At 47.7% G+C, this 20935-nt stretch carries 22 protein-coding genes; 16 read left to right on the top strand and 6 right to left on the bottom strand.

Translation table 11 applies throughout. The features are described 5' to 3' along the window. Positions 1–31: 31 nt before the first annotated feature. Genes AC07KQ_RS11235 through AC07KQ_RS11225 form a run of 3 tightly spaced genes read left to right on the top strand, consistent with a single transcriptional unit; the run spans position 32 to position 2281 of the window. Positions 32–406 carry a GntR family transcriptional regulator gene (locus AC07KQ_RS11235; protein ID WP_013246009.1) on the top strand — a complete coding sequence of 125 codons (375 nt, stop codon included), beginning with the start codon at positions 32–34 and terminating at the stop codon, positions 404–406. Positions 407–412: 6 nt separating this feature from the next. Next, positions 413–1429, top strand: a complete 1017-nt coding sequence (locus AC07KQ_RS11230) for a DUF5808 domain-containing protein (RefSeq protein WP_274991027.1) — start codon at positions 413–415, stop codon at positions 1427–1429. Between the two features lie 12 nt (positions 1430–1441). Beyond that, positions 1442–2281 (top strand): YhfC family intramembrane metalloprotease, encoded by an 840-nt coding sequence (locus AC07KQ_RS11225; RefSeq protein WP_013246007.1) that lies wholly within the window; start codon positions 1442–1444, stop codon positions 2279–2281. 145 nt (positions 2282–2426) lie between these two features. On the opposite strand, the gene AC07KQ_RS11220 is transcribed toward AC07KQ_RS11225, so the two are convergent. Next, positions 2427–3257 carry a MurR/RpiR family transcriptional regulator gene (locus AC07KQ_RS11220; RefSeq protein WP_013246006.1) on the bottom strand — a complete coding sequence of 277 codons (831 nt, stop codon included), beginning with the start codon at positions 3255–3257 and terminating at the stop codon, positions 2427–2429. 183 nt (positions 3258–3440) lie between these two features. On the opposite strand from AC07KQ_RS11220, the gene AC07KQ_RS11215 reads away from it, so the two are divergent. From AC07KQ_RS11215 to AC07KQ_RS11170, 10 genes are all read left to right on the top strand, one after another. Further along, the gene (locus AC07KQ_RS11215) at positions 3441–4112 is read left to right on the top strand and encodes a ribose-5-phosphate isomerase A (RefSeq protein ID WP_016386662.1); all 672 of its coding nucleotides are present in this window, start codon (positions 3441–3443) and stop codon (positions 4110–4112) included. Positions 4113–4227: 115 nt separating this feature from the next. Further along, positions 4228–5208 carry a Gfo/Idh/MocA family protein gene (locus AC07KQ_RS11210; RefSeq protein ID WP_013246004.1) on the top strand — a complete coding sequence of 327 codons (981 nt, stop codon included), beginning with the start codon at positions 4228–4230 and terminating at the stop codon, positions 5206–5208. Positions 5209–5355: 147 nt separating this feature from the next. Then, the gene (gene gltX / locus AC07KQ_RS11205; protein ID WP_003576207.1) at positions 5356–6849 is read left to right on the top strand and encodes a glutamate--tRNA ligase; all 1494 of its coding nucleotides are present in this window, start codon (positions 5356–5358) and stop codon (positions 6847–6849) included. 475 nt (positions 6850–7324) lie between these two features. Next, on the top strand, positions 7325–7516 hold the full coding sequence (locus AC07KQ_RS11200; protein ID WP_003567227.1) for a hypothetical protein: 192 nt from the start codon (positions 7325–7327) through the stop codon (positions 7514–7516). After that, a complete protein-coding gene (locus tag AC07KQ_RS11195; RefSeq protein WP_013246003.1) occupies positions 7516–8103 on the top strand; it encodes a hypothetical protein in 588 nt (195 codons plus the stop codon). Before AC07KQ_RS11200 ends, AC07KQ_RS11195 begins: the two co-directional genes overlap by 1 nt. A gap of 125 nt (positions 8104–8228) precedes the next feature. Next, positions 8229–9623, top strand: coding sequence for an FAD-binding oxidoreductase (locus AC07KQ_RS11190; protein ID WP_013246002.1), 1395 nt, complete (start codon positions 8229–8231; stop codon positions 9621–9623). Between the two features lie 240 nt (positions 9624–9863). Then, positions 9864–11270, top strand: coding sequence for a cysteine--tRNA ligase (gene cysS, locus AC07KQ_RS11185; RefSeq protein ID WP_003659543.1), 1407 nt, complete (start codon positions 9864–9866; stop codon positions 11268–11270). Continuing rightward, positions 11267–11695: a Mini-ribonuclease 3 gene (locus AC07KQ_RS11180; RefSeq protein WP_003567219.1), complete on the top strand. Its 429-nt coding sequence runs from the start codon at positions 11267–11269 to the stop codon at positions 11693–11695. The genes cysS and AC07KQ_RS11180 overlap by 4 nt, the downstream gene beginning before the upstream one ends. After that, positions 11667–12446 (top strand): 23S rRNA (guanosine(2251)-2'-O)-methyltransferase RlmB, encoded by a 780-nt coding sequence (gene rlmB / locus AC07KQ_RS11175; protein ID WP_013246001.1) that lies wholly within the window; start codon positions 11667–11669, stop codon positions 12444–12446. Before AC07KQ_RS11180 ends, rlmB begins: the two co-directional genes overlap by 29 nt. Beyond that, positions 12447–12986: an NYN domain-containing protein gene (locus tag AC07KQ_RS11170; RefSeq protein ID WP_003576196.1), complete on the top strand. Its 540-nt coding sequence runs from the start codon at positions 12447–12449 to the stop codon at positions 12984–12986. 201 nt (positions 12987–13187) lie between these two features. On the opposite strand, the gene AC07KQ_RS11165 is transcribed toward AC07KQ_RS11170, so the two are convergent. After that, positions 13188–13529: a hypothetical protein gene (locus tag AC07KQ_RS11165; RefSeq protein WP_013246000.1), complete on the bottom strand. Its 342-nt coding sequence runs from the start codon at positions 13527–13529 to the stop codon at positions 13188–13190. A gap of 504 nt (positions 13530–14033) precedes the next feature. Here AC07KQ_RS11165 and AC07KQ_RS11160 point away from each other — a divergent pair. The 3 genes from AC07KQ_RS11160 (at position 14034) to AC07KQ_RS11150 (ending at position 16186) form a co-directional block, all read left to right on the top strand. Continuing rightward, positions 14034–15089, top strand: coding sequence for an LLM class flavin-dependent oxidoreductase (locus tag AC07KQ_RS11160; RefSeq protein WP_016386663.1), 1056 nt, complete (start codon positions 14034–14036; stop codon positions 15087–15089). Then, on the top strand, positions 15086–15769 hold the full coding sequence (locus tag AC07KQ_RS11155) for an NADPH-dependent F420 reductase (RefSeq protein ID WP_003607189.1): 684 nt from the start codon (positions 15086–15088) through the stop codon (positions 15767–15769). Before AC07KQ_RS11160 ends, AC07KQ_RS11155 begins: the two co-directional genes overlap by 4 nt. Positions 15770–15943: 174 nt before the next feature. Next, entirely contained in the window at positions 15944–16186 is a 243-nt protein-coding gene (locus AC07KQ_RS11150) for a hypothetical protein (protein WP_003571368.1), read from the top strand. Between the two features lie 690 nt (positions 16187–16876). Here the strand turns inward: AC07KQ_RS11150 and AC07KQ_RS11145 are convergent. The 4 genes from AC07KQ_RS11145 to AC07KQ_RS11130 all read right to left on the bottom strand — a co-directional run bounded on the left by AC07KQ_RS11145 (position 16877) and on the right by AC07KQ_RS11130 (position 20929). After that, positions 16877–17854, bottom strand: a complete 978-nt coding sequence (locus AC07KQ_RS11145; RefSeq protein WP_003571366.1) for a polyprenyl synthetase family protein — start codon at positions 17852–17854, stop codon at positions 16877–16879. Next, the gene (locus tag AC07KQ_RS11140) at positions 17829–18416 is read right to left on the bottom strand and encodes a Gx transporter family protein (RefSeq protein WP_003567195.1); all 588 of its coding nucleotides are present in this window, start codon (positions 18414–18416) and stop codon (positions 17829–17831) included. The genes AC07KQ_RS11145 and AC07KQ_RS11140 overlap by 26 nt, the downstream gene beginning before the upstream one ends. Then, positions 18413–18856 carry a NusG domain II-containing protein gene (locus AC07KQ_RS11135; RefSeq protein ID WP_480156562.1) on the bottom strand — a complete coding sequence of 148 codons (444 nt, stop codon included), beginning with the start codon at positions 18854–18856 and terminating at the stop codon, positions 18413–18415. Before AC07KQ_RS11135 ends, AC07KQ_RS11140 begins: the two co-directional genes overlap by 4 nt. A gap of 174 nt (positions 18857–19030) precedes the next feature. Continuing rightward, positions 19031–20929, bottom strand: a complete 1899-nt coding sequence (locus AC07KQ_RS11130; protein WP_003567189.1) for an NAD(P)/FAD-dependent oxidoreductase — start codon at positions 20927–20929, stop codon at positions 19031–19033. Positions 20930–20935: the final 6 nt, after the last annotated feature.

The following is a 20935-nucleotide window of genomic DNA, read 5'->3' as shown; positions in this document are numbered from 1 at the left end:
ATAACAACTAGAACAGTTAGAAGGTGAAGACGTGCAACTGACAATCGATTTCGATTCTAAGATTCCGCTGTATACGCAGATTCGCGATGCTATCGTGAATGGCATTGCCACTGGGGACTTGACGAATGGCACTATTTTGCCGTCTATCCGGGCGCTGGGCAATGAACTTGGGGTTAACCTGCATACGGTGAATAAAGCCTATAAGGAACTACAAAGGGAAGGCTTTGTTGAGATCCAGCGAGGCCGTGGCGTCGTTGTTCACGCGCATGGCTCCCCGAATCAAGCAGTGGCAGAGGTGCTGCGACCTGCCTTAGAAAAGGTTGTCGCGGAGGCAGTGGCCCGGCATTTAGATCGGGATGCACTGCACACCATGATTGATGAACTTTATGATGATCTGAAGGAGTGATTAAACATGCAAGCAGAAATGGTGATTTTAGTTGTTACGTGGTTGATATTGGTTGCGATTCAGGCTGTCACACCATGGCTGTCGCGGCGAAATGTTTTATTCGGCGTTGTATATGCCCGTAACAGCATTTGGACAACGCCAGCAGCTAAAAAATTACGCCGTTGTTATCTCGCCTTTTCATTAACAGGGGCGGCAATCCTTTCAGTGATTGGCATTGGGATTGCGGCCACCATGCACTTTGCGGCGACTGCGCTTGCTTGGATTCAAATTGCTGCCTTTTTGCTTTCGATCTGTCTGAATTATGCCTTGATTGTGGCGGCACATCGGAAAAGTTTGCAACTCCTTAAAGAGATGGGGAATCAGCAGGAGCTTACCCAAAGCAAGGTGACTGTTGACCTGAATAAACTCAAGCCCCAAACGCTGGTTCCGGCAGCCTATGGGCTCGTCTTGGTGCCGCAGTTCTTTTTAGCCCTTGTACTTGGTTTTCAGCAAACATCAGCAGATTCATGGGTCATGATTTTGGCGCTGGCGGTTGAAACGCTAACTGTGCTGGGTGCTTTTTATCTTTCCCGCAGAGCGCGCGGGGCAGTTCGCGGCAATCCGGATGCTGAACCGCGAGCTGGTAAGGTGCGCAATTCCGTTTTGTATTATCTGCTGTTCACGGGTTTTCTGAGTCAAAGCTTACTGGTTCTCCAACTCATGCTGCCGAATATGTCAGCTGAAGGTCAATGGTGGTTTGTGATCATCACACTAACCCTGACACTGCTCTCCGTCAGCTTCTTGCCGTTGGTGTATATTCTGGGGACTCGCCGACTTGCGGCCAAAGGATCTGTGTTGAATGATAATCAGCATTGGGTCTGGGGGATGTTTTACTATAATCCAACTGATCCGGCGCTCTTTGTTGAAAAACGGTTGGGGATTGGGTTCACGCTCAATATGGCCAAAACGATGAGTTGGGTGATCCTTGTCGGTTTTCTATTGATCGTCGCGGGTATTGTCATCATTTCTTTTATACTTGATTGAGGGGTGTTCAGAATGGATAAAGTTGTGAATAACAGCCCTGTCAGCCAACTCACGGTTAACATGATGGGCGTTGAGATGCTACTTTGTTTTGCCTTACCGATTATTTTGTTAATCTGGGTGATTCTGCGTTACAGCAAGCCCAAAAAAGGTGCTGTTAAGGTTTTCTTTATTGGCATGGGCGTTTTTTTCCTATTCGCTGGTGTATTGGAAGGACCCTTCCGCGGCATCGCTAAAGATTTCCAACATGTGCCGTTTCTATATGCGTTGTATGGCGCGCTGTTAGCTGGTGTTTTTGAAGAGGTTGGCCGTTATCTAGGACTTAAGTTTATTAATAAACGCATACCAACCAAGTCAGTGACACCCGAAACACCATTCCTATACGGATTAGGTCATGGCGGGCTTGAAATGATTCTGATTGGCAGCCTGACCATGTTCAGTAACTTTATGTTTGCAATGCTAATTAATGGCGGCAAAGTAAACGAAATGCTTGAAAAGGTACCCGCTAGCTCGCGTTCGGTGCTCAATACGCAAGTGAAACAATTGATGGCAACTACGGGCTGGACGATTTCGTTATCCTTGATGGAACGACTACTCGCCTTGGCGGTTCAGATCGCATTATCCGTGGTTGTGTGGATCATCATTATGAAACGCATGCGCTGGTTCTGGCTATTGTTGCCAATCGGCTTACATGCCTTTATCGACTTTCCGGCGGCACTGACGCAGGTTGGTGTGCTGAACGGTGCGGTTGAAGAAGTCCTACTAGTTGTTCAGACAATTTTAGTCTTGGCCTTTACGTATTGGTTCTGGCGTCAAAATCGTCAGGTGATGACGAGAACGGCGAAGACGGCATAGTTGCTGACTTTTCCTAGTTAAGGTTGAAACATAATTGATACTTGCAAATAAAGAGGGATGATTTTTCTGTGTTACGGAAAAATCATCCCTCTTTTTTAGAAGAAATGGCATTTTTAAATGATAAGAGTCGGCCTAAGACGAACACTTAAATCTTAGTCTCCGCAATCAATGCTTCATGAGCCTTAATATGTGCCATGAAAGTTTTATCCTCAGCTAGAAGCAACAAGAATAAGGCTTCCACCGCCGTCATGGCCGCTACGCGTGAGAAGAAATATTCGGACTCGAAAATTTGCTGCCGAACCGCGGTCAAAAGCTGATAATCGGCGGCCAAGCCAATAGGTGAATCCTTGCGATTGGTAATCGCGACCACAGCAATACCACGTTGTTGAGCGGTTTTGATTTGGGTGATGAGATTCCGCGTTTCGCCAGAATTTGAGATAACCAGCAACAAAGCATCTGCAGGTGCATTCATGGTTTGGGCGAGCGCCGTTTCCCAAGAACTGTCTGTGATGGCTAGTAGACCGAGTTGATTGAATTTATAGACGGCGTCATCGGCAACCGGCTGCGTGTCGCCAGCAGCGGCTACTAAAATTACACTAGCTTGTTTTAACAAATCCAAAATTTTTCGAATATCATGTGAGCTGGCGTTTTTTAGTGTGCCTTCGATTTCGGCGACTTTGTTGGCACTGATATTGCTTAAGGCTTGCTGAAGATTGTCGGCGTTAATTTCCTGATAATACGCACTACGGTTTTCAGCAACCTTAGCAAGCTCAATCTTGAGTTGATGAAAGCCTTCAACACCAATTGTCCGGCAAAAACGAGAAATTGAGGCTTCGCTAACGTTACTTTCTTTTGCGAGGGCGGCGATGGTGGTATTCACGACAGCACCGGGATTCGTCAGAACAACCTGCGCAATCTTACGGTCAGTCGCGGTCAGTGTTGGCAGCATGCTATAAAGACGGTCAATAATACTCATAACACAGCTCCTCTTCAATTAAATTTCTGAATAATCTGTTTTATGAAACTCTCCGGCCTTTATTCTACGCGATTAATTTCAAAAGACAATCCTCACAACTAGCTGTTGACAAAACTAAATTTCAGTCTTACATTATACGCGAAATATAATTTCATCAAAAACAAAAGAGAGGAAGCAACTTTCATGACAGAACAAATCGCCGCTGCTCTAGCACTTATTCAGCCGCATCAGGTAGTGAGTCTTGGCGGTGGTCGGCACATGCAGGCTCTTGCTGATGGCATTGTCGCGCGGGCATTGCCGGGTATTCAGATTTGCAGTCCCTCTGAAGTAACGCTGGCTTATTGTCAGACACTGGGGTTACCAACAACAACACAGATAGCTAGTGATATTGCCTTTGATGGCTGTGACAGTGCCGATAAGGACTTGAATTTACTTAAAAGTAATGGCGGCATTCATTTTTATGAAAAGTTGCACGCGCAGGCGAGCCATGCTTATGTGATTCTCACTGCTCAGAAAAATGTCAACGCTCAACTGAATGCCGCGGTACCGCTGACATTGGAAGTTGTTAGCGCGGCAAGTGAACAGGTGATGGCATCTGCCAAGCTGCTAGGCTTGCAGGCAAAACGACGAATGGCTACCACTTACATGGGCTACACGCGAACGCGCGACGGCAATGAATTAATTGATTGTACGATGGCGGAATGGACGGATATCGCAAAAGTTGATCATTTGCTAGCCTCATTACCGGGAGTTGTTGCGACGTCATACTTTGCTCACTTAGCGACATTACTCTTAATAGAAACACCAGATGGTCAGGTACATGAAATTAAGCAGAGCGTGAACCAGCCCGGTTAGAAACCGGAGTGTAAGCGGCCTTAGGCGTGATGGTCGGACTCTGACTATTGCGACCAAGGTTCTTACACGCAGGCTTCTGGGCTGAAGAATGCGTTTAAAAGAAAGGATGAGTCATATGACAAACTATAACTGGGGTATGATCGGAACTGGTTGGATCGCACATGAAATGGCCGACGCTTTAAACCGGGAAAACGGTAGCATCTACGCCGTCGCTGATGTCAATGCCGACATGCTTAAGAAGTTCGCTCTTGAAAAACATATTGCCAAAACATATACAGATCCAGATGCCTTGATTGCCGACCCAAACGTTGATGTGATTTATATTGCAACGCCGCATACCTATCATTACCCATACATCAAAAAAGCTTTGAATGCCGGCAAACACGTTCTTGCCGAAAAAGCGATTACGGTCAATGCTAAGCAATTTGATGATGTCCAGCAGTTGGCCAAGCACAAGGGCCTGATTTTATCTGAAGGGTTAACCTTGTACCATATGCCGGTTTATCAACAAGTCAAGCAGCTGATTGCAAGTGGCAAGTTAGGTGACATTCATCTTGTTCAAGTTAACTTCGGTAGCTTGAAAGACTTTGATCCAAAGAATCGTTTCTTCAATAAGGATCTGGCTGGCGGCGCGTTGCTTGATATCGGCGGATACGCAACTGCCTTTGCTCGTACGTTCTTAGATGCTCAGCCGAATGTAACGCTCACCACCGTCAAGTACTTTGAAACCGGTGTTGATGAACAATCAGGGATCATTTTAAAAAATACTGATCAGCAGTTGGCCGTCATGGCACTGTCATTACGCGCTAAGCAGCCAAAACGCGGCGTGATCTCAGGCACAAAAGGCTACGTTGAAATTGATGACTATCCGCGTGCCACAACCGCCAAAGTAACCTACACCCCTGATGCCCATACCACGACCAGCGAGGTATTAAGCGCAGGCGATCAGGCCGATGCCTTAGTTTATGAAGTCCGTGATTTTCAGCGCTACATTGATGAAGGTCACGATGACGGTCAGTTGCTACTATCTCACGATGTCAGCCATATCATGGACAGTGTGCGAAATGCATGGGGCATGAGATTCCCGTTTGATTAAGGCAATGATAGATTGCAAAGGTTGCGTCGTTTAGTAGAACGATCAGAAGCCAACTGACATAGATTCAATCTCCCACATCAGCCCAATGAACGTCCCTTCTGTGGTACACTATCAGTGCATGTTTACAGAAAAATGGAGGCTAAGACATTGGCAGATCGACCAATTCGGGTGCGTTATGCACCAAGTCCGACCGGGCATTTGCATATCGGCAATGCGCGGACGGCGTTGTTCAATTATTTGTTCGCACGGCACAACAACGGAACGTTGGTGCTGCGGATCGAAGACACCGATACAAAGCGGAATGTTGCAGACGGCGAAAAGAGTCAGATGGAGAACCTTCACTGGCTCGGGATTGACTGGGATGAAGGCCCCGACAAAGGCGGCGACTTTGGCCCATACCGGCAGTCTGAACGTAAGGACATCTATGACAAGCTGATCAAGCAACTTGTTGATAAAGGCTTTGCCTACGAGTCTTATCGGACCGAAGAGGAACTGAAAGCCGATCGTGAAGCCCAAAAGGCTCGTCACGAGATGCCGCATTACGAATATGAATATGAGGGCATGACGGACGCTGAAAAAGCTGACGCGATTGCCGCGGCCAAAGCGAAGGGCTTGGAGCCTGTGATTCGGTTCCACATTCCAATGGACAAGACCTACGAGTGGGACGACATCGTTAAGGGGAAAATCTCGATTGATGCCAACACACTGGGCGGCGATTTTGTCATTCAGAAGCGTGATGGCATGCCAACGTACAATTTTGCGGTGGTAGTAGACGATCATATGATGCAAATCAGCCACGTGCTGCGTGGGGATGATCATATTGCCAACACACCGAAGCAATTGGCCATTTACGATGCATTTGGCTGGGAACCACCAATTTTTGGCCATATGACCTTGATCATCAACGGCGCCACCGGTAAGAAGTTGTCGAAGCGTGATGAAACCGTGTTACAGTTCATTGAACAATATCGTGAACTCGGCTACTTGCCAGACGCGATGTTCAACTTCATTACGCTCCTTGGCTGGTCCCCAGTTGGTGAAGATGAAATTTTCACCAAAAAGGAATTCATCAAGCAATTCGATCCAAAGCGGCTATCTAAGAGCCCAGCCCGTTTTGACCAGAAGAAATTGGAATGGGTGAACAACCAATACATCAAGGCCAAGCAAAAGACGAACCCGAATGAATTGATGAGTTTGTCCTTAGCTAACTTGATTGAAGATGGCAAAATTCATAGTGATCCAGATCCGAAGACCATCGAGTGGGCGCGCCAGCTTATTAGTCTTTACACCGATCAAATGAGTTACACCGCTCAGATCAGCAAGCTTGCCGATATTTTCTTCGACAAAGCCACTGACCTAACAGATGACGAACGCAAAGAACTGGCAGATGACAATGCTAAGCCAGTCATCGAAGCCTTCGCCAAAAAGATTCGGGCACTCGACACGTTTGACGCTTATTCCATTGGCGGTATTGTCAATGAAGTCAAGCAGGAAACCAAGGTCAAGGGCCGCAAGCTTTACATGCCAATTCGAATCGCTGCAACATTGCGGATGCATGGTCCGCAACTTGCTGAAACCATTGAACTGATGGGTCGCGATCAAGTCCTTAAAAACGTTGATCTTGTCACCGGCCAACTTTAATTGATGCAAGAAGCCCGCGCAGATGTGCGGGTTTTTGCATGCAAACAATAGGTTTTGGTGGAACGCGAAGGGCAACGCTTGTTGTTAATAAATGAGTGAGTGTGCCTAAAGGACGACGTTAATCGGTGATTTCCTAACGTTTATATTTATTTTCCCCAGAACTTGTCGACATCGGTTACCCTAAATGACAGGGAGAATAGCTCCTTGCAACGTAGGAAGGGTAGGAATGAAAAATGAAAGGTAAGCGGCAGCACTTACTTTTATATTTTGTTCTGGGTATGATGACAGGACTGGTGACGGCAGCGATTTTTCATATCATTTATGCCTGGCTTTTTCATTGACCTGATAAGCCAATCCCCGGCATGATTAATGGACAGCGCATGTTTTTCTGGTTTTCGTCGTTGTCTTCCTAATGTTGAGTTCATGTTGTGATTTTTCACAACTGCAGGTGTTTGTTCAGGACCGACGATGGTCAGTGAACAAACACCTGTTTTTTGATAACCGCAACACAGTCGCGCTTTTTCAGGCTTACTTGGAGAATCTGGCCCAATGGCTCGGATTGAATCGTCAGCAAAAATTCGGTAAATCTTATAACGTGCGTTTTTATGGATCAAGCGAGTATCATTTTAATTATATCAAGCATAATTTTGACAGGAGTGACCACTGATGCGTGACAATCGCAATAACGACAAGGAACCGTTAGACACATTGACCGCAAAACCAACTTTTGCCTTGCAATATTTGCCGGGATCAGCAGCAGCCGGCTGTTTTGGCGGGAAAGTCGGCCTGCATTTACTAAGCAAGGAACCTGTGGCCCTGGCGTCACCGATCTTCTATTACATATTGCCGCGTTTCGCCAGCTTTGACGGTTTTGATCCGCGAACTCAAGTACTTGGTCGTCCAGAGGTGGCCGTTTTATCTGGTTTTGACACACATGGCCGGCATGTCGTTCGACTCGATTATCGCGGCAACTGCGAACCACTAGTGGTGCCACAAGAACAGACCATTAATTTGGTCCGCTTTCGCCATCTAGCAGACGCTGGTGTGGACACAGATGTCTTGACGATTTGTGTTGCCACACCAACGCCAATAACAGGCAGCGGCCAACCACGTCAACCTTATCGCTTGGCAGCCATGGCACCAGAAACGACTTGGCTAGGAGAGGCTGTTATTACCGTTCATCCCAAGGAAACCATTGCTGGTGAGACAAAGGCAAGACAGTCAATCTCATCGCAGGGTCAATCGGCGTCTTAATAGGCACACCACCGAGCGTCTTACTAAGCCATCTTTACCAAAATAGTCCATAATAAAGTCGACGCTTCAGAGGCGAATGGCCAACGCTGCCACCTGCCTTTAGAGGTGTTGAGGAGGTTTTTGTGATGGCAATTTTTACAGCTTATGATAACTCGGAAATTCTGGCAGCCTTGCAAGACGCGGCCCCGCATGCCGAAATCCACATTGATGATAAAATCGCGCGCGAACATAGCGCCAATGGCAATGCCCAGCGTGAGATCGCCGGGAAAATTCTGGCATATGTTGCAGTCAGAGATGTTGCAGATATTCAAGGTGTGTTAAAAATCGCGCGTCAATATCATATGCAAGTGGTTCCCCAAAGCGCAGATACGAGCACCGTGATCGGTTCTGACGGCATAAACGGCAGTCTTATTTTGTCGACAGCGCGAATGAATCGGATTAAAGAGATTAGCAAAGGCGATCTGTTGGCAGTGGTTGAGCCTGGTGTGATCAACGGGGACCTGGATAAGGCAGCACGTGCGCAAGGTCTTTTTTACGCACCTGATCCTGGATCTAAGCCAATTTCAAGCATTGGTGGCAATGCGGCAACCAATGCTGGTGGGATGAGTACCGTGAAGTATGGGGCGACAACCGACAATGTACTTGGCCTTAAAGTTGTTTTGGCAGACGGCCGTGAAATCAAACTTGGCGGCCGAACTTACAAGCATGCGTTTAGTTACGATTTGACGCACTTATTCGTCGGCTCGGAAGGCACATTGGGCATCATCACTGAAGTCACTGTCAAACTGAACCCGATTCCAATTGGCACGCCGGTTGTGGGAATTGCCTATTTTGACAACATGACAGCATTGGCTAAAGGGGTGGAGGATTTGCGACTTTCCGGTATCTATCCGGTCATGCTTGAAGCACTTGATGGCCTGACAGTTGCTGCGTTGGATCGTTATGAAGGCACCCACTATGCTGAAGGCGCCGAGGCAATGCTCCTGTTCCGGTTAGATGCTGGCGGTGAAGCTAGTCTGAAAATGGCGGAGCAGATTTTAAATGACGATCATGCCAAAAACATCAAGGTCACCAGTGATCCCAAAGAAGCAGCGGCGATTATCAAGTTACGCCAGGACATGTTGCCGGCGGTTTTCGCTAACGGCCAACATATTATGGAAGACATGGCGGTGCCGTTGTCTAAACTGCCCGAAATGATGGACTATATTGCGTCAGTCGCACAGGACTTAAATGTCGAAATTTACACGGCAGGTCATGCGGGCGATGGTAATGTGCATCCAACCGTCATCTGGCCGGCTGATGAGGAAGAACCGCCCAAAGAAGCGCTCCAAGCCATTCGTCTGATGTTCCGCAAAGCATTGGCACTCGGCGGCACCATTTCCGGTGAACATGCGTTGGGAATGAGCAAGAACCAATGGAACAATGAAGAATTAGGCTTTGATGTTGATGAGATTCAGCATCAAATTAAAGGATTGTTTGATCCGTTGGGGATTCTGAATCCGAAGCGGAAAATTGATTAAGGCTGCTGAAAAACAGGAACGTCATGCGCAGCTCCAAAAGGAATGATTGCCGTATTTAGGAAAATCATTCCTTTTTATTTTTTGATAGATAGTCTGCTAAGCATTAAGGTCGTAGTGCCAAGGCGGAGATTGCGGCGTTTGGCACGGCACAGAATGTTGCAATCGCCCGCCCCGTTCCTTTATAATCACGGTCGTTTCCTGTAAAATGCAGTTAAGACGCTACAGGAAGGAAATGAGCCGATGTTAACGTTATACAATACAATGTCCCGGAAAAAAGAGACATTCACGCCATTGCACCCGGGAGAAATCCGGATGTATGTCTGCGGCCCGACTGTTTACAATTACATCCACATCGGTAACGCGCGCAGTGCTATCGCGTTTGATACCATCCGCCGGTATTTTGAATATCGCGGATATAAAGTGACCTATGTTTCGAACTTCACCGATGTTGATGACAAGATTATCAATGCTGCTCATAAAACCGGTGAAGCTCCGCTGGACTTGGCGCAACGGTTTATTGATGCGTTCATGGAAGACACGACGGCGCTGGGGATCGAACCGGCAACGGCTCATCCTCGCGCCAGTCAAATGATCCCGGATATTATTGAATTTGTGCAGGATTTGATCGACAAAGAATACGCTTATGCTGTTGACGGCGATGTTTATTACCGGGCCCGCAAGTTTAAACATTATGGGGAGTTATCTCATCAGAATGTGGATGAACTTGAAGAAGGTGCCAGTCAACATATTACCCAAGACGAATTAGCTAAAAAAGAAGATCCGATTGATTTTGCTTTGTGGAAAGCCGCCAAACCCGGTGAGATCAGTTGGGAGTCACCATGGGGCAAAGGACGGCCAGGATGGCACATTGAATGCTCAGTCATGAGCACCAAGCTGTTAGGTGATACTTTTGACATTCACGGTGGCGGCCAGGATCTGGAATTTCCGCATCATGAGAATGAAATCGCCCAAAGCGAAGCTAAAACCGACAAGCAGTTCGTTCGGTATTGGATGCATAACGGCTTCGTGACGATTGGTGAAGACGACGAGAAAATGAGCAAATCGCTTGGCAACTTCATCACTGTGCACGATATTCGCAAAACAGTTGATCCGCAAGTTCTACGTTTTTTCATGGCGGGTACCCAATATCGGATGCCGATTCGCTATTCTGAAACTAATCTCAAAAATGCGGCCAACAGTCTCAATCGGTTAAAAATTGCTCGTGAGAATTTGACCTATCGTCGTCGCGGGGCCGAAACCGGCGTTGATCCACAAATTACCAAGCAACTGCAAACCTTGAAGGATCGCTTCGTGACTGCCATGGATGATGATATCAACGTCCAAAATGGCCTCACCGTTTTATTCGATCTGGCAAAGTTGCTTAATGAATATGCTAATGAAGAGACGGTCAAAAGTGAAAGTATCAATGACCTTTTGAATGAATACGATGCTTGGCTGCAAATCTTCGGTGTGGTGTTTGCTGATCAGAAGAGCCTGGATGCAGACATTGATGCCTTGGTGAAGGCTCGAGATGCGGCACGGGCAGCGAAAGACTTTGCTAAGAGCGACCAAATTCGTGATCAGTTGGCCGCACAAGGCATTATTTTGGAAGACACTCCTCAAGGAACACGGTGGCGCAGACAATGACATTTGATCCAAAACAATTGAACGGTATCGCGCTAGCCTACATGGGCGACGCGGTTTATGAAGTTTATATTCGGGAACACTTACTCAAGCGCGGTTTAGTTCGACCGGCATCACTGCAACGGGCAGCCAAGGATTTTGTGTCCGCAAAGGCACAAGCGGCGCTGATTGCTGGGATGGAGGAAGCCAACCTGCTGGATAGCGACGAAACCGACATTTTCAAGCACGGGCGCAATGCCAAAAGCTACACGCACGCGAAAAATACCGATGTGGTGACTTATCGAGTTTCAACAGGATTCGAGGCACTGTTCGGCTACTTACATTTGATCGGCCGCGATGACCGTGTTGCTGAATTAGCAGCATGGTGTATCCAATACGTTGAAGAAGGGAAGACGGGACATGGCAAAAAAGCCGCAAGCAACAACTGAACATGATCCAGATGAGTTTATCTTTGGCCGCCATGCCGTTGAGGCGGCGCTGAAAGCTGGCACCGCTGCCACCATCAACAAATTGTTCGTCCAAACCGACCTGAAAAGTGAACCGATTCAGCATTTGGTCGGCATGGCGCAAAAGAAGAAAATTTTAGTGAGCACGGCACCTAAGCAAAAATTAGATTTGATGAGTGACCAAGGCAATCACCAAGGGGTCTTATTGGCAATGACGCCTTACGCCTATGCAACCTTAGATGATCTTTTCAAAAATGCCGCTGATAAAGGCGAAGATCCATTTTTCCTGTTGCTGGATAACTTGGAAGATCCACACAACTTGGGCTCCATTTTACGGACAGCAGATGCAAGCGGGGTGCACGGGGTGATCATTCCGAAGCATCGCGCTGTGGGCCTGACAAGTGCCGTTGCCAAAGTCAGCACAGGGGCGATTGAGTATGTCCCGGTGGCGCGGGTGACGAATCTCGCCCAGACCATTAAGACGCTGAAAGAACGCGGCATGTGGGTCTTTGGCACTGCCATGGACGGTCAGGATTATCGAAAATGGGATGCAAAAGGCAGTACTGCGTTGGTGATCGGCAATGAAGGCAAGGGCATCTCGCCTGGCGTTGCGAAGTTAATGGATGCGACGATTGCGATTCCGATGGTCGGCCACGTTCAAAGTCTAAATGCAAGTGTGGCCGCGGGCATCCTGATGTATCAGGCATTCGCCAGTCGGCATGAGGAAAAATAAATGCGCGAACACATCATGATCGTCGACGGATATAACGTCATCGGCAACTGGCCGGAACTTGCAAAACTCAAAGCTGAGGATCATTTTGATGTGGCCCGTGATCGCTTGTTGGACATTCTGGCAGAATATCGCAGCCACGAAAACGCTAAAATGATTGTGGTCTTCGATGCGATGTATGTGCCCGGTATTGGTAAAAGTTATGCAAAATGGGATCTGCAAGTCGTCTTCACCAAAGAAGATGAAACCGCTGATAGTTACATTGAACGCCTCGCACAGGACATGAACTCGCCGCTGGTTCAGCTTGTCGTCGTTACTAGCGACCAAGCTGAACAATGGACCGTCTTCTCCCGCGGCGCCTTGCGGATCAGCTCGCGCGATTTTCTCAAAGAAGTCCAGCGCTCTGATCGAGAATTCAACCACGACACAGCAAATTACGCCGCCCATCTCGCCCGCCGCAACAGTCCGTGGAATAACGACCAGCTATTCTTGCTAGACAAAATGCGCCGGCATTTGGAGCGGCGGCCGAAGCCGAAAGAGTAGTTATGGGGATGACCCAGCCTTCTCAAATTTGATGACATTAAAAAAGGCACAGTGGACTTCAATTTTGTCCTGCCAGGATGAGCAGAACAAGAGAAGTTACTGGGTCTTTTTTTGCAATCAAACATTAGTAGCCAACAAACTTTCGGGATCAAGGTCCAGCAATTTCAGCCATTCAATATTGATCTTGTACAAGGGGATGCTTCATTGGCTAGTTAAAAATTTTATGAAAAGAAACAAAGCAGCTTCTACAAGGGCTCCTAGTAATTGGATTAACCATCGCCGTTTTGTTTTAAAGAGGCTTGGCAAAGTCTCTTTTTTGGCGTTTGAAATGACTGTAATAATGCTGGCAAGGAAGATCATGAGACATATGACGACAACTGAAAGAACTGCCCAAAGTCTTCTGTAGGAGATGAGCATACTCATGAAGGCACTAAAGGGAAGCCCGAATAGAAGTGTACTTAAAAGACAGTATGTTAAGGGACGCATGTGCAGATTAGCATTGGGGGTCAACAAAAATTCATGTTGCCGTTGAGGTAGATTCATGAATTTGCTCCTTCGTTGTGATCAATGGAAGACTGCTTGGTTAATCAATAAGCTATCACGAAATGAACGACTTGTGAAGATAGAGTCAAACTTGTTTTTACCGATATCTGAAGCATTCGAAACGCATACCGCAGAGAGACGGTAAGTGTGTCTTGTGAGCGCGCTCTTAATATCATTTGGGGAGCCAGAAACGTAACCAGTAGGCCGGTATATTCGTGTTTAGGGTTGTTGCCTTCTTGTTGATGACAAGACGCTAACAGCAGTATCGCAGGTGAGATTTATCAAATGAGAAAATGCCGGTATTAATGGGATGTATTGGTTCGCATTGCTTTGGTGACTGCAGGCTTCTCCTCAACTTGGAAGTCACTTTTCTATAGCCGGCTTAATCCTATATTTGATCGTGTGACTGGTCACCCTCCAAAAGGTTGCCATGCATCTTAAAAAAGCCTATGATAATATCATCAACTTACAAAAAGTAAGCATTATCGGTTGGGAGGCTTTTCGATGGTAGATATTGAGCATTTACAATTTGGACTGGAAACTTTTGGTGACATCGTGGCAAATGAAGACGGCAGCTTGCAAACTGCAGCAGCTTCTATTCGGCAAATTGTGCACGAGGGGAAGCTGGCCGACGACTTGGGCATTGATGTTTTTGGTGTTGGTGAGCATCATCGACCAGATTATAGTGTGTCAAGCCCGGAAACGGTTTTGGCGGCTATTTCGGCGGTCACCAAACAGGTTAAACTTGCAACAGCAGTGACTGTGCTGAGTTCCGATGATCCTGTACGAGTTTATGAGCGATTTGCGACCTTGGATGCACTGTCCAATGGGCGAGCACAAGTCATGTTGGGCCGGGGTTCATTTACTGAATCCTTCCCGTTATTTGGCTATGATTTAACCGATTATGACGACTTGTTCAACGAGAAACTGGGGTTGTATGATGCTTTGCGCAATGAAAAGGCGGTTACTTGGTCGGGCAAATTCCGAGCTGCTTTGAAAAATCAGGAAGTCTATCCTAAAACCGAAAACGGCAAACTCGAAACTTACATTGGCATCGGCGGTTCGCCGGAATCGGTGATTCGTGCTGTCAATTTTGGCTACAAAGTGATCATCGCAATCATCGGTGGTCAGGCGAGCCGGTTCAAGCCGTATATCGAGTTATATCACGCGGCGGCCAAGGAACTCGGCAAACCGGAATTTCCGATTGCCGTCCATTCCCACGGCTTCATTGCCGATGACGAAGACGAAGCCGTTGAAGTTGCGTTTAAAAATATCAAAGCCAATTTTGATCGCATTGGCTTAACGCGTGGGTGGGCGCCGATGAGTCGTGAACAGTTTGAAGGCGAAACCAAGGTCGGCTCTTTCTACGTGGGCGATCCAGAGACCGTGGCCCGACGCATGGCGGCGACCATTGACTTGCTTGATCTCGGCCGGTTTGATCTTGTTTACGGGGCTGGTAATCAAACGGCGGCACAACGTGAACGAATGATTGAGCTATATGGCACGAAAGTCATCCCGCGGGTCAAGGAAATTCTGGCAGAAAAGGCGGCGGTGAAATGATGGCTATTCAACGCGTCGGTATCATCGGTGCCGGAAAAGTCGGTATTGTCCTTGCCGGTCTAGCTTTAGATGCCGGCTATACAGTACGTATTTCCGGTTCGGGATCAGTCAAAAAAATTGCCTTAACCATTAAAACACTCGTTCCTGGCGCAATTGCGTCCGAAAATGCTGATGTTGTTGCTAACAGTGACATTATCTTGTTAGCAATTCCACTCAGTCGTTACAAGAACATTGATGCCGACTTGCTGAAGGGCAAGTTGGTGATTGATGCGATGAACTACTGGTGGGAAACAGATGGCATTCGCGAAGAAGTCTTAGACCCAAGTACGACTTCCAGTGAACAAGTTCAGACCTATTTCAAAGATGCCAAGATCGTCAAGGCATTCAATCATATGGGCTATCACAATTTGCAAGAAGAGGCGCGGCCCAAAGGCGATCCTAAACGCAAAGCACTGTTTGTGACCGGCAACGATCCCGACGCGGTTGCCACTGTGGCGGCTTTTGTCGATCATATGGGATTTGATACCGTTGTGCACAATAACTTAGCAGACGGCATCATGACTGAACCAGGTAGTCCATTGTTCGGCGCCAGTCTGCGATACGCTGAGCTTAAGGACATCATCGATCATTTTGATCAAACCGAGTTTGGCAAAGAAGTCGCAGCGCAGACCCATAAGTGATGGAATTGTTATAAAGGCAAGGCGTACGGCCTATTGAAGGCTGAGGCGTCTTGTCTTTTTGCTACTAGTGTAAATCAAAAGTTGTCTGTAAAAATCAATCATGCTATGCTGAGAGCCAATTTTAGCAAAAGCTCTTATTTGTAACCGATCTTTTCAGCGAGAGGGGGTTCACTAGTGGAAAATAAAAATAAGGATCGAGGCTTCAATTACTTGGCGATGAGTTATCGTGGCAAGCTTCGTCGGACCTTGTGGATGTTTCCTTTTGGGGTGCTGGCCATTGCATTGATTGCATGGACATCAGGCAGTGTTTTCATAACGGTGATCTTGGCTGTATTTCTAACTATTATCTGGGCGTTGCAGGTTGCTTACACCTATTTTATGGCACAACGAGAAAAGCACGACGGCGACAATCAATAATGTCAAACGGTGATGGTTATCGGTTTCATAGATAACCAAAGCGAGTCAGACAGTCAAAATGAGGTTCACTCATGAAGAAAAACCCTTCGATGGTTTTGGCAGCACAAACTAATATTACTTGGGGTAACGAGCGTTTATCTTTTTAAGCTCTATGACACGCACTTTACCTCATTTGATTTGGTCGTGTATGTGGTCGCGCTGCCAGCCACCGTTTGGATAAGTGACCAATGGCGAAGGGCTTTATCTTAAGTATGGGGAAAATGGCTGACGGCAAGCCATTCATCCAACAAAATTAAAAAGGCACAGTCAAAAGTATGCTGCTAGCAAAGAGCAACTATTTTTGGCTGTGCCTTTTTTGTTTCTGCATGGATAAATTTAAATTACTAAGACAGCTTTAAAGACGTCAGTGCCAAGGCGGAGCAATCGTAGGCCAGATGGGGCTCAGCCGTGCAAACAACACAGCGACCGGGCTTGGAGCTGATGTTGTTAGGCGACTTCGAGACCGGGCTTTGGGCTCGAAGCGCCGTCACCGCTCTAGCTTCGCGTCGCCACCCATCTGGCCGGAGATTGCGGAGTTTGGCACGGCAAAGGATTCTATAGTTTAGACCTTTACTAGATTACGCGGATTCTAATGAGTTACGAGTCCAGTACAGGAATTACGATCCGTCAGCTACAATCACGCCAGTTCAATTAAGCTTTCCGATTCAACAAGCTCTGCGTCAAGCGAATCAAATCATCCTGCGCAGCGCCTGCTGGTAGTTTTTGCAAACCGGCGATGGCCTGTTCAGTTCGTTTCTGAGCCATGGCGTAAGCTTGCTCAACGCCTTGATGGTGGATGACGAGCTGGCGCAGTTCATTCATTTCCGCATCGGTGATCTGATCTTTTTTTGCTAGCAGTGGCAAGAAAGCTTGCCGATTGCGTTGCATGGCCAGGATCAAGGGTGCAGAGTAGACGCCACTGCGAACATCTTCGCACACTGGTTTACCGAGAGTGTCGTCATCACTGGTGTAATCGAGGATGTCATCTAGTAGTTGGAAAGCAATCCCAATGTTCATGCCGATTTTTTCAGCGTTTTTAGCAAAGGTGGGACTGCTGCCGCTTTCGTAGGCACCGATGAAGCAACTGAGGGCGAAAAGTTGTCCAGTCTTACCGGAAACCTGTTTAAGATAGTCGTCGATGGTAATCTTGGTTTGGTAGCGAGTGGCCATTTGATCCAGTTCACCTTTAAGAATCTTTTCCATGCTGCCGCTGTCTTGCTGAATGCTGCGTAAGCTTGACGCATAATGCGACAGTAACTTGAAGCAGACAACGAAAAGGTAGTCGCCGGCATAGACCGCTGTGTCTGGCCCGAATTGCTTCTGGATGGTGACCTGATTGCGGCGGGTGGGCGATTTGTCAATGATGTCATCGTGAATCAAGGTCGCTGTGTGCAGGGTTTCAATGGCCGCTGCCAAGGCGATCATCTTCTCGCGATCAACGTCTTGAAACCGTGAAAAAAGCAGACAGTAAGCGGGACGCAACAGTTTGCCGCCGCCATTGATCATCTCCATGATTGCCTTGGCGACCGGTGTGTTGTTGGTCGTGATCTGTTTTTCGATCATGGCTAGCGCTGAAGCCAGCTCCGGCGCTAACGTTGGGTATTCATGCCACATGGGATGAATTTTCATGTGTAGCTCCTTTTTTGCGGCGCTTGGTTCGGTCGTAGCGCAGTCGCCGCAAGATATCGATGTGTTCAAAAAGAAAGTTGGCTGCGATGCCGACTGCGATGCCAGCAAGGATGCCCATAAAAGCAAGTACCGGCAGATAAAGCATGACAGTCCAGCTTTGGGCGATCAACGATGCCACTAAAAGCTGGCCAACATTGTGCAAAATGCCGCCGGCTGCCGAGATGCCGATCATGCTGACGCGTTTTTCACCTAATTGTTTGATGAGCAGCATGCCAAACCAAGACAAGACGGCACCAGCGCCGCTGTAAAGGAATGTTGAAAGCGTGCCGCCAAGTAGGGTGGTGAGCAAGAGACGTAGACACATTAGGATAAAACTGTCGGGGATCGACATCGTAAACAGAGAAATGATGGTAATCAGGTTTGCTAAGCCTAGTTTGGCCCCAGGTGCAAAGGCGAACGGGAACGGAATCATGCGTTCAAGGAGGCCAATAATGACCCCTTGGGCGCAGAGTAGGGCAATATAAATATATTGTCGGGTACGGTCAGCTTTATACGTGCTCATTCAGTCACCATACCCCCTGTACTTCCGCCGCCTTTGTTTGCTTTAATTTCGATGAGCAGTTTATGCGGCAAGCAGACGATGGTTTGCCCAGGCTTGGTGATGCGTCCGCGCCGGACACAGACCTGATCTTGACAGTTAGCTTCTGTGATTGCGACACTTGCATCTTTAACTTCGATTTTGTTCCAATCGCCGTCTTTAGCGCGGTAGGTGAAACGACTGGTGCCGGTATGGCCAGTCAGTCGTTTGCGGTAAACCTCATGGCCGTTATGCGTGACGACAGCTGTGAGCACACGTTGTGGTTCAGCTTGTTGCTGCTGATTCTCGTGTACCGCAAAGATGACATAAGGAATGAAGGCCGCAAGGAACAGACCGCCAACGATGATCCAATCGAAAGGCCGAATCATTTTGAGATAACGTTTGAATGTGCTGGGCTGTTTCATGCTGGTGCTCCAATCTAAACCGCTGGATAAGTTCATGTTCATGGCATGCAGTTTATGCTACGCCTGAACACGAAGGACGGGGAGCAGCTATGGCCGGAAAAGATGGTCACAACAGCTTCCCGCTCTTGAAAAAAGACTCTAGGTAAGTCCACCCAGAGCCTTTTGTGTAGACAGTTATTTAAGCGTGTCGGTACCGTACAAGGATCGCGGTGTGCCGTAACGCCATTTACCGAAGACTTTCTGGAGATAAGGGACAACCCACTTATCAAGCCCAAATGCCCGGCCAGAACCATTCATGCAGGCGAACGCCATTGGAATCATCCAGATGTTAACCCAGTAGAACATACCGCTTAAGCAGAAGACACCGACAAAGGCGATAGTCGCTGCAGAGGTCAACCATGTGAACAGGCCGGCAACCAATGCAAGGCCAATCAAGATTTCCATGATGGTCATGGCTTTTTGCATAAAGAAGGCGACTTGCTGATTTGGAATCAATGCCTTGGTGATACTGTAGTACCAGTTTGGCATCTTTTCAAAGACCATCATTGGATCGTTTCCATACTGATAGGACAGTGAGAAGACAGTCTTCGTTGCCTTTGCTGCACCGGCAGCAGCGCCGGTTGCTGCACTGGTTGCGTCGGCACCAGCAGCAGAAGCACCACTGGTTGCGGCTGGCTGCAGCCACGTGAACGGCAGACGCAGTTTATCAATGAACCATGATTCCTTGCCTTGAATCTTTGGCCAGCAATCAATCAACCACATGGCACCCAACGTGAGGCGGGCAGGAAGTGTCCACAAAACGTTACCTTGCCGAGACAGATGGCCGCGGAACATGTTACGGCCGTTACGTGTCCGGAAGAATTCGTGCATGAAGTACTGGAATAAATAATAACCGGAATAAACTTGGATGAAGTAGAGCATGTTGACCAAATGCTTCATCAACATCGCAAAGAAGCCGGAAAGATGGAGCCACCCCATGATGTTAGCAACGCCATACTTAGAACCGAGACTGACCATGAAGCCAGAATAGTTCGCTTTGTATTCAACTTGTTGTTTGTTTTCAAGCTTAGCTTCAATATTGGTCAAAGCAGTCAGCGCAGTGGCTTCAGCACCTTGAACAATTTGCGGTTGGCCTTTGCCAGTACCGTCTTGATCAACTAAGGAAACATCCCCAACAACATAAATGCTTGGATCGTCTTGGGATTCCATGTTGTTCTTTACTAAGATCCGGCCAGCCCGGCCTTGCTTCAAACCGAAGTCCTTCGCTTGGTCAGTTGCCTTAACCCCAGCCGTCCATACCAAGGTGCAGGTTGGGAAAGTTGAGCCGTCTTTCAAATCAACATGGTCTTCATGCACACCGACAACGCCAGTGTTCTTCATGACCTTGATGCCACGCTTTTCCATATAACGTTCAGCTTTATCGGCATCTGAACGATCCAGCATGTTCATAATGGTCGGAGCCATTTCCATCAAGCTGAATTGGATTTCATTTGGATCAAGTTTGTACTGTTTTGCCAGTGTGTCGCGCCAGTCACGCAGTTCACCGATTGTTTCTGTCCCAGTAAAACCGGAACCAACAATCACAATGGACAACAATGCCTTGCGTTTTGCTGGATCGTGTTCCTCAGAACCGCGGCGAACGACATCTTCAATGTGCCGCTTCAGCCGAATCGCGTCTTCCCACTTACCCAAAGTGAAACCGTGTTCGGCAACGCCCGGTGTGCCAAAGTCATTTGGCTGCGAACCGATGCCTAAGATCACGTAATCATAAGGGAAGCTGCCATTTTCCGTGACAACTTCTTTCTTATCACGATCAATGCCTGTCACGTTATCTGTCACAACCTTGACGTTCTTACGCCGGTTGAACAGGCGCTGCAAATCATATTGAATCGCATCTTCCGGAACACGATCCGCTGCGATTTCATGCAGCTCAGTGACATAGGTGAAGTACGAGTGGCGATCGATCAGCGTGATCGTCACGTCTTTATTGCGTTTGTAGTGCTTGGCCAGGTGCTTTGTCGCATATACCCCGGCAAACCCCGCGCCAACCACGACGATATTGGTTTTCGCCATGCATAA

The sequence above is a fragment of the Lacticaseibacillus sp. YLM2-1 genome, assembly GCF_056583465.1.
This window is presented reverse-complemented; position numbering and strand designations above follow the sequence as displayed.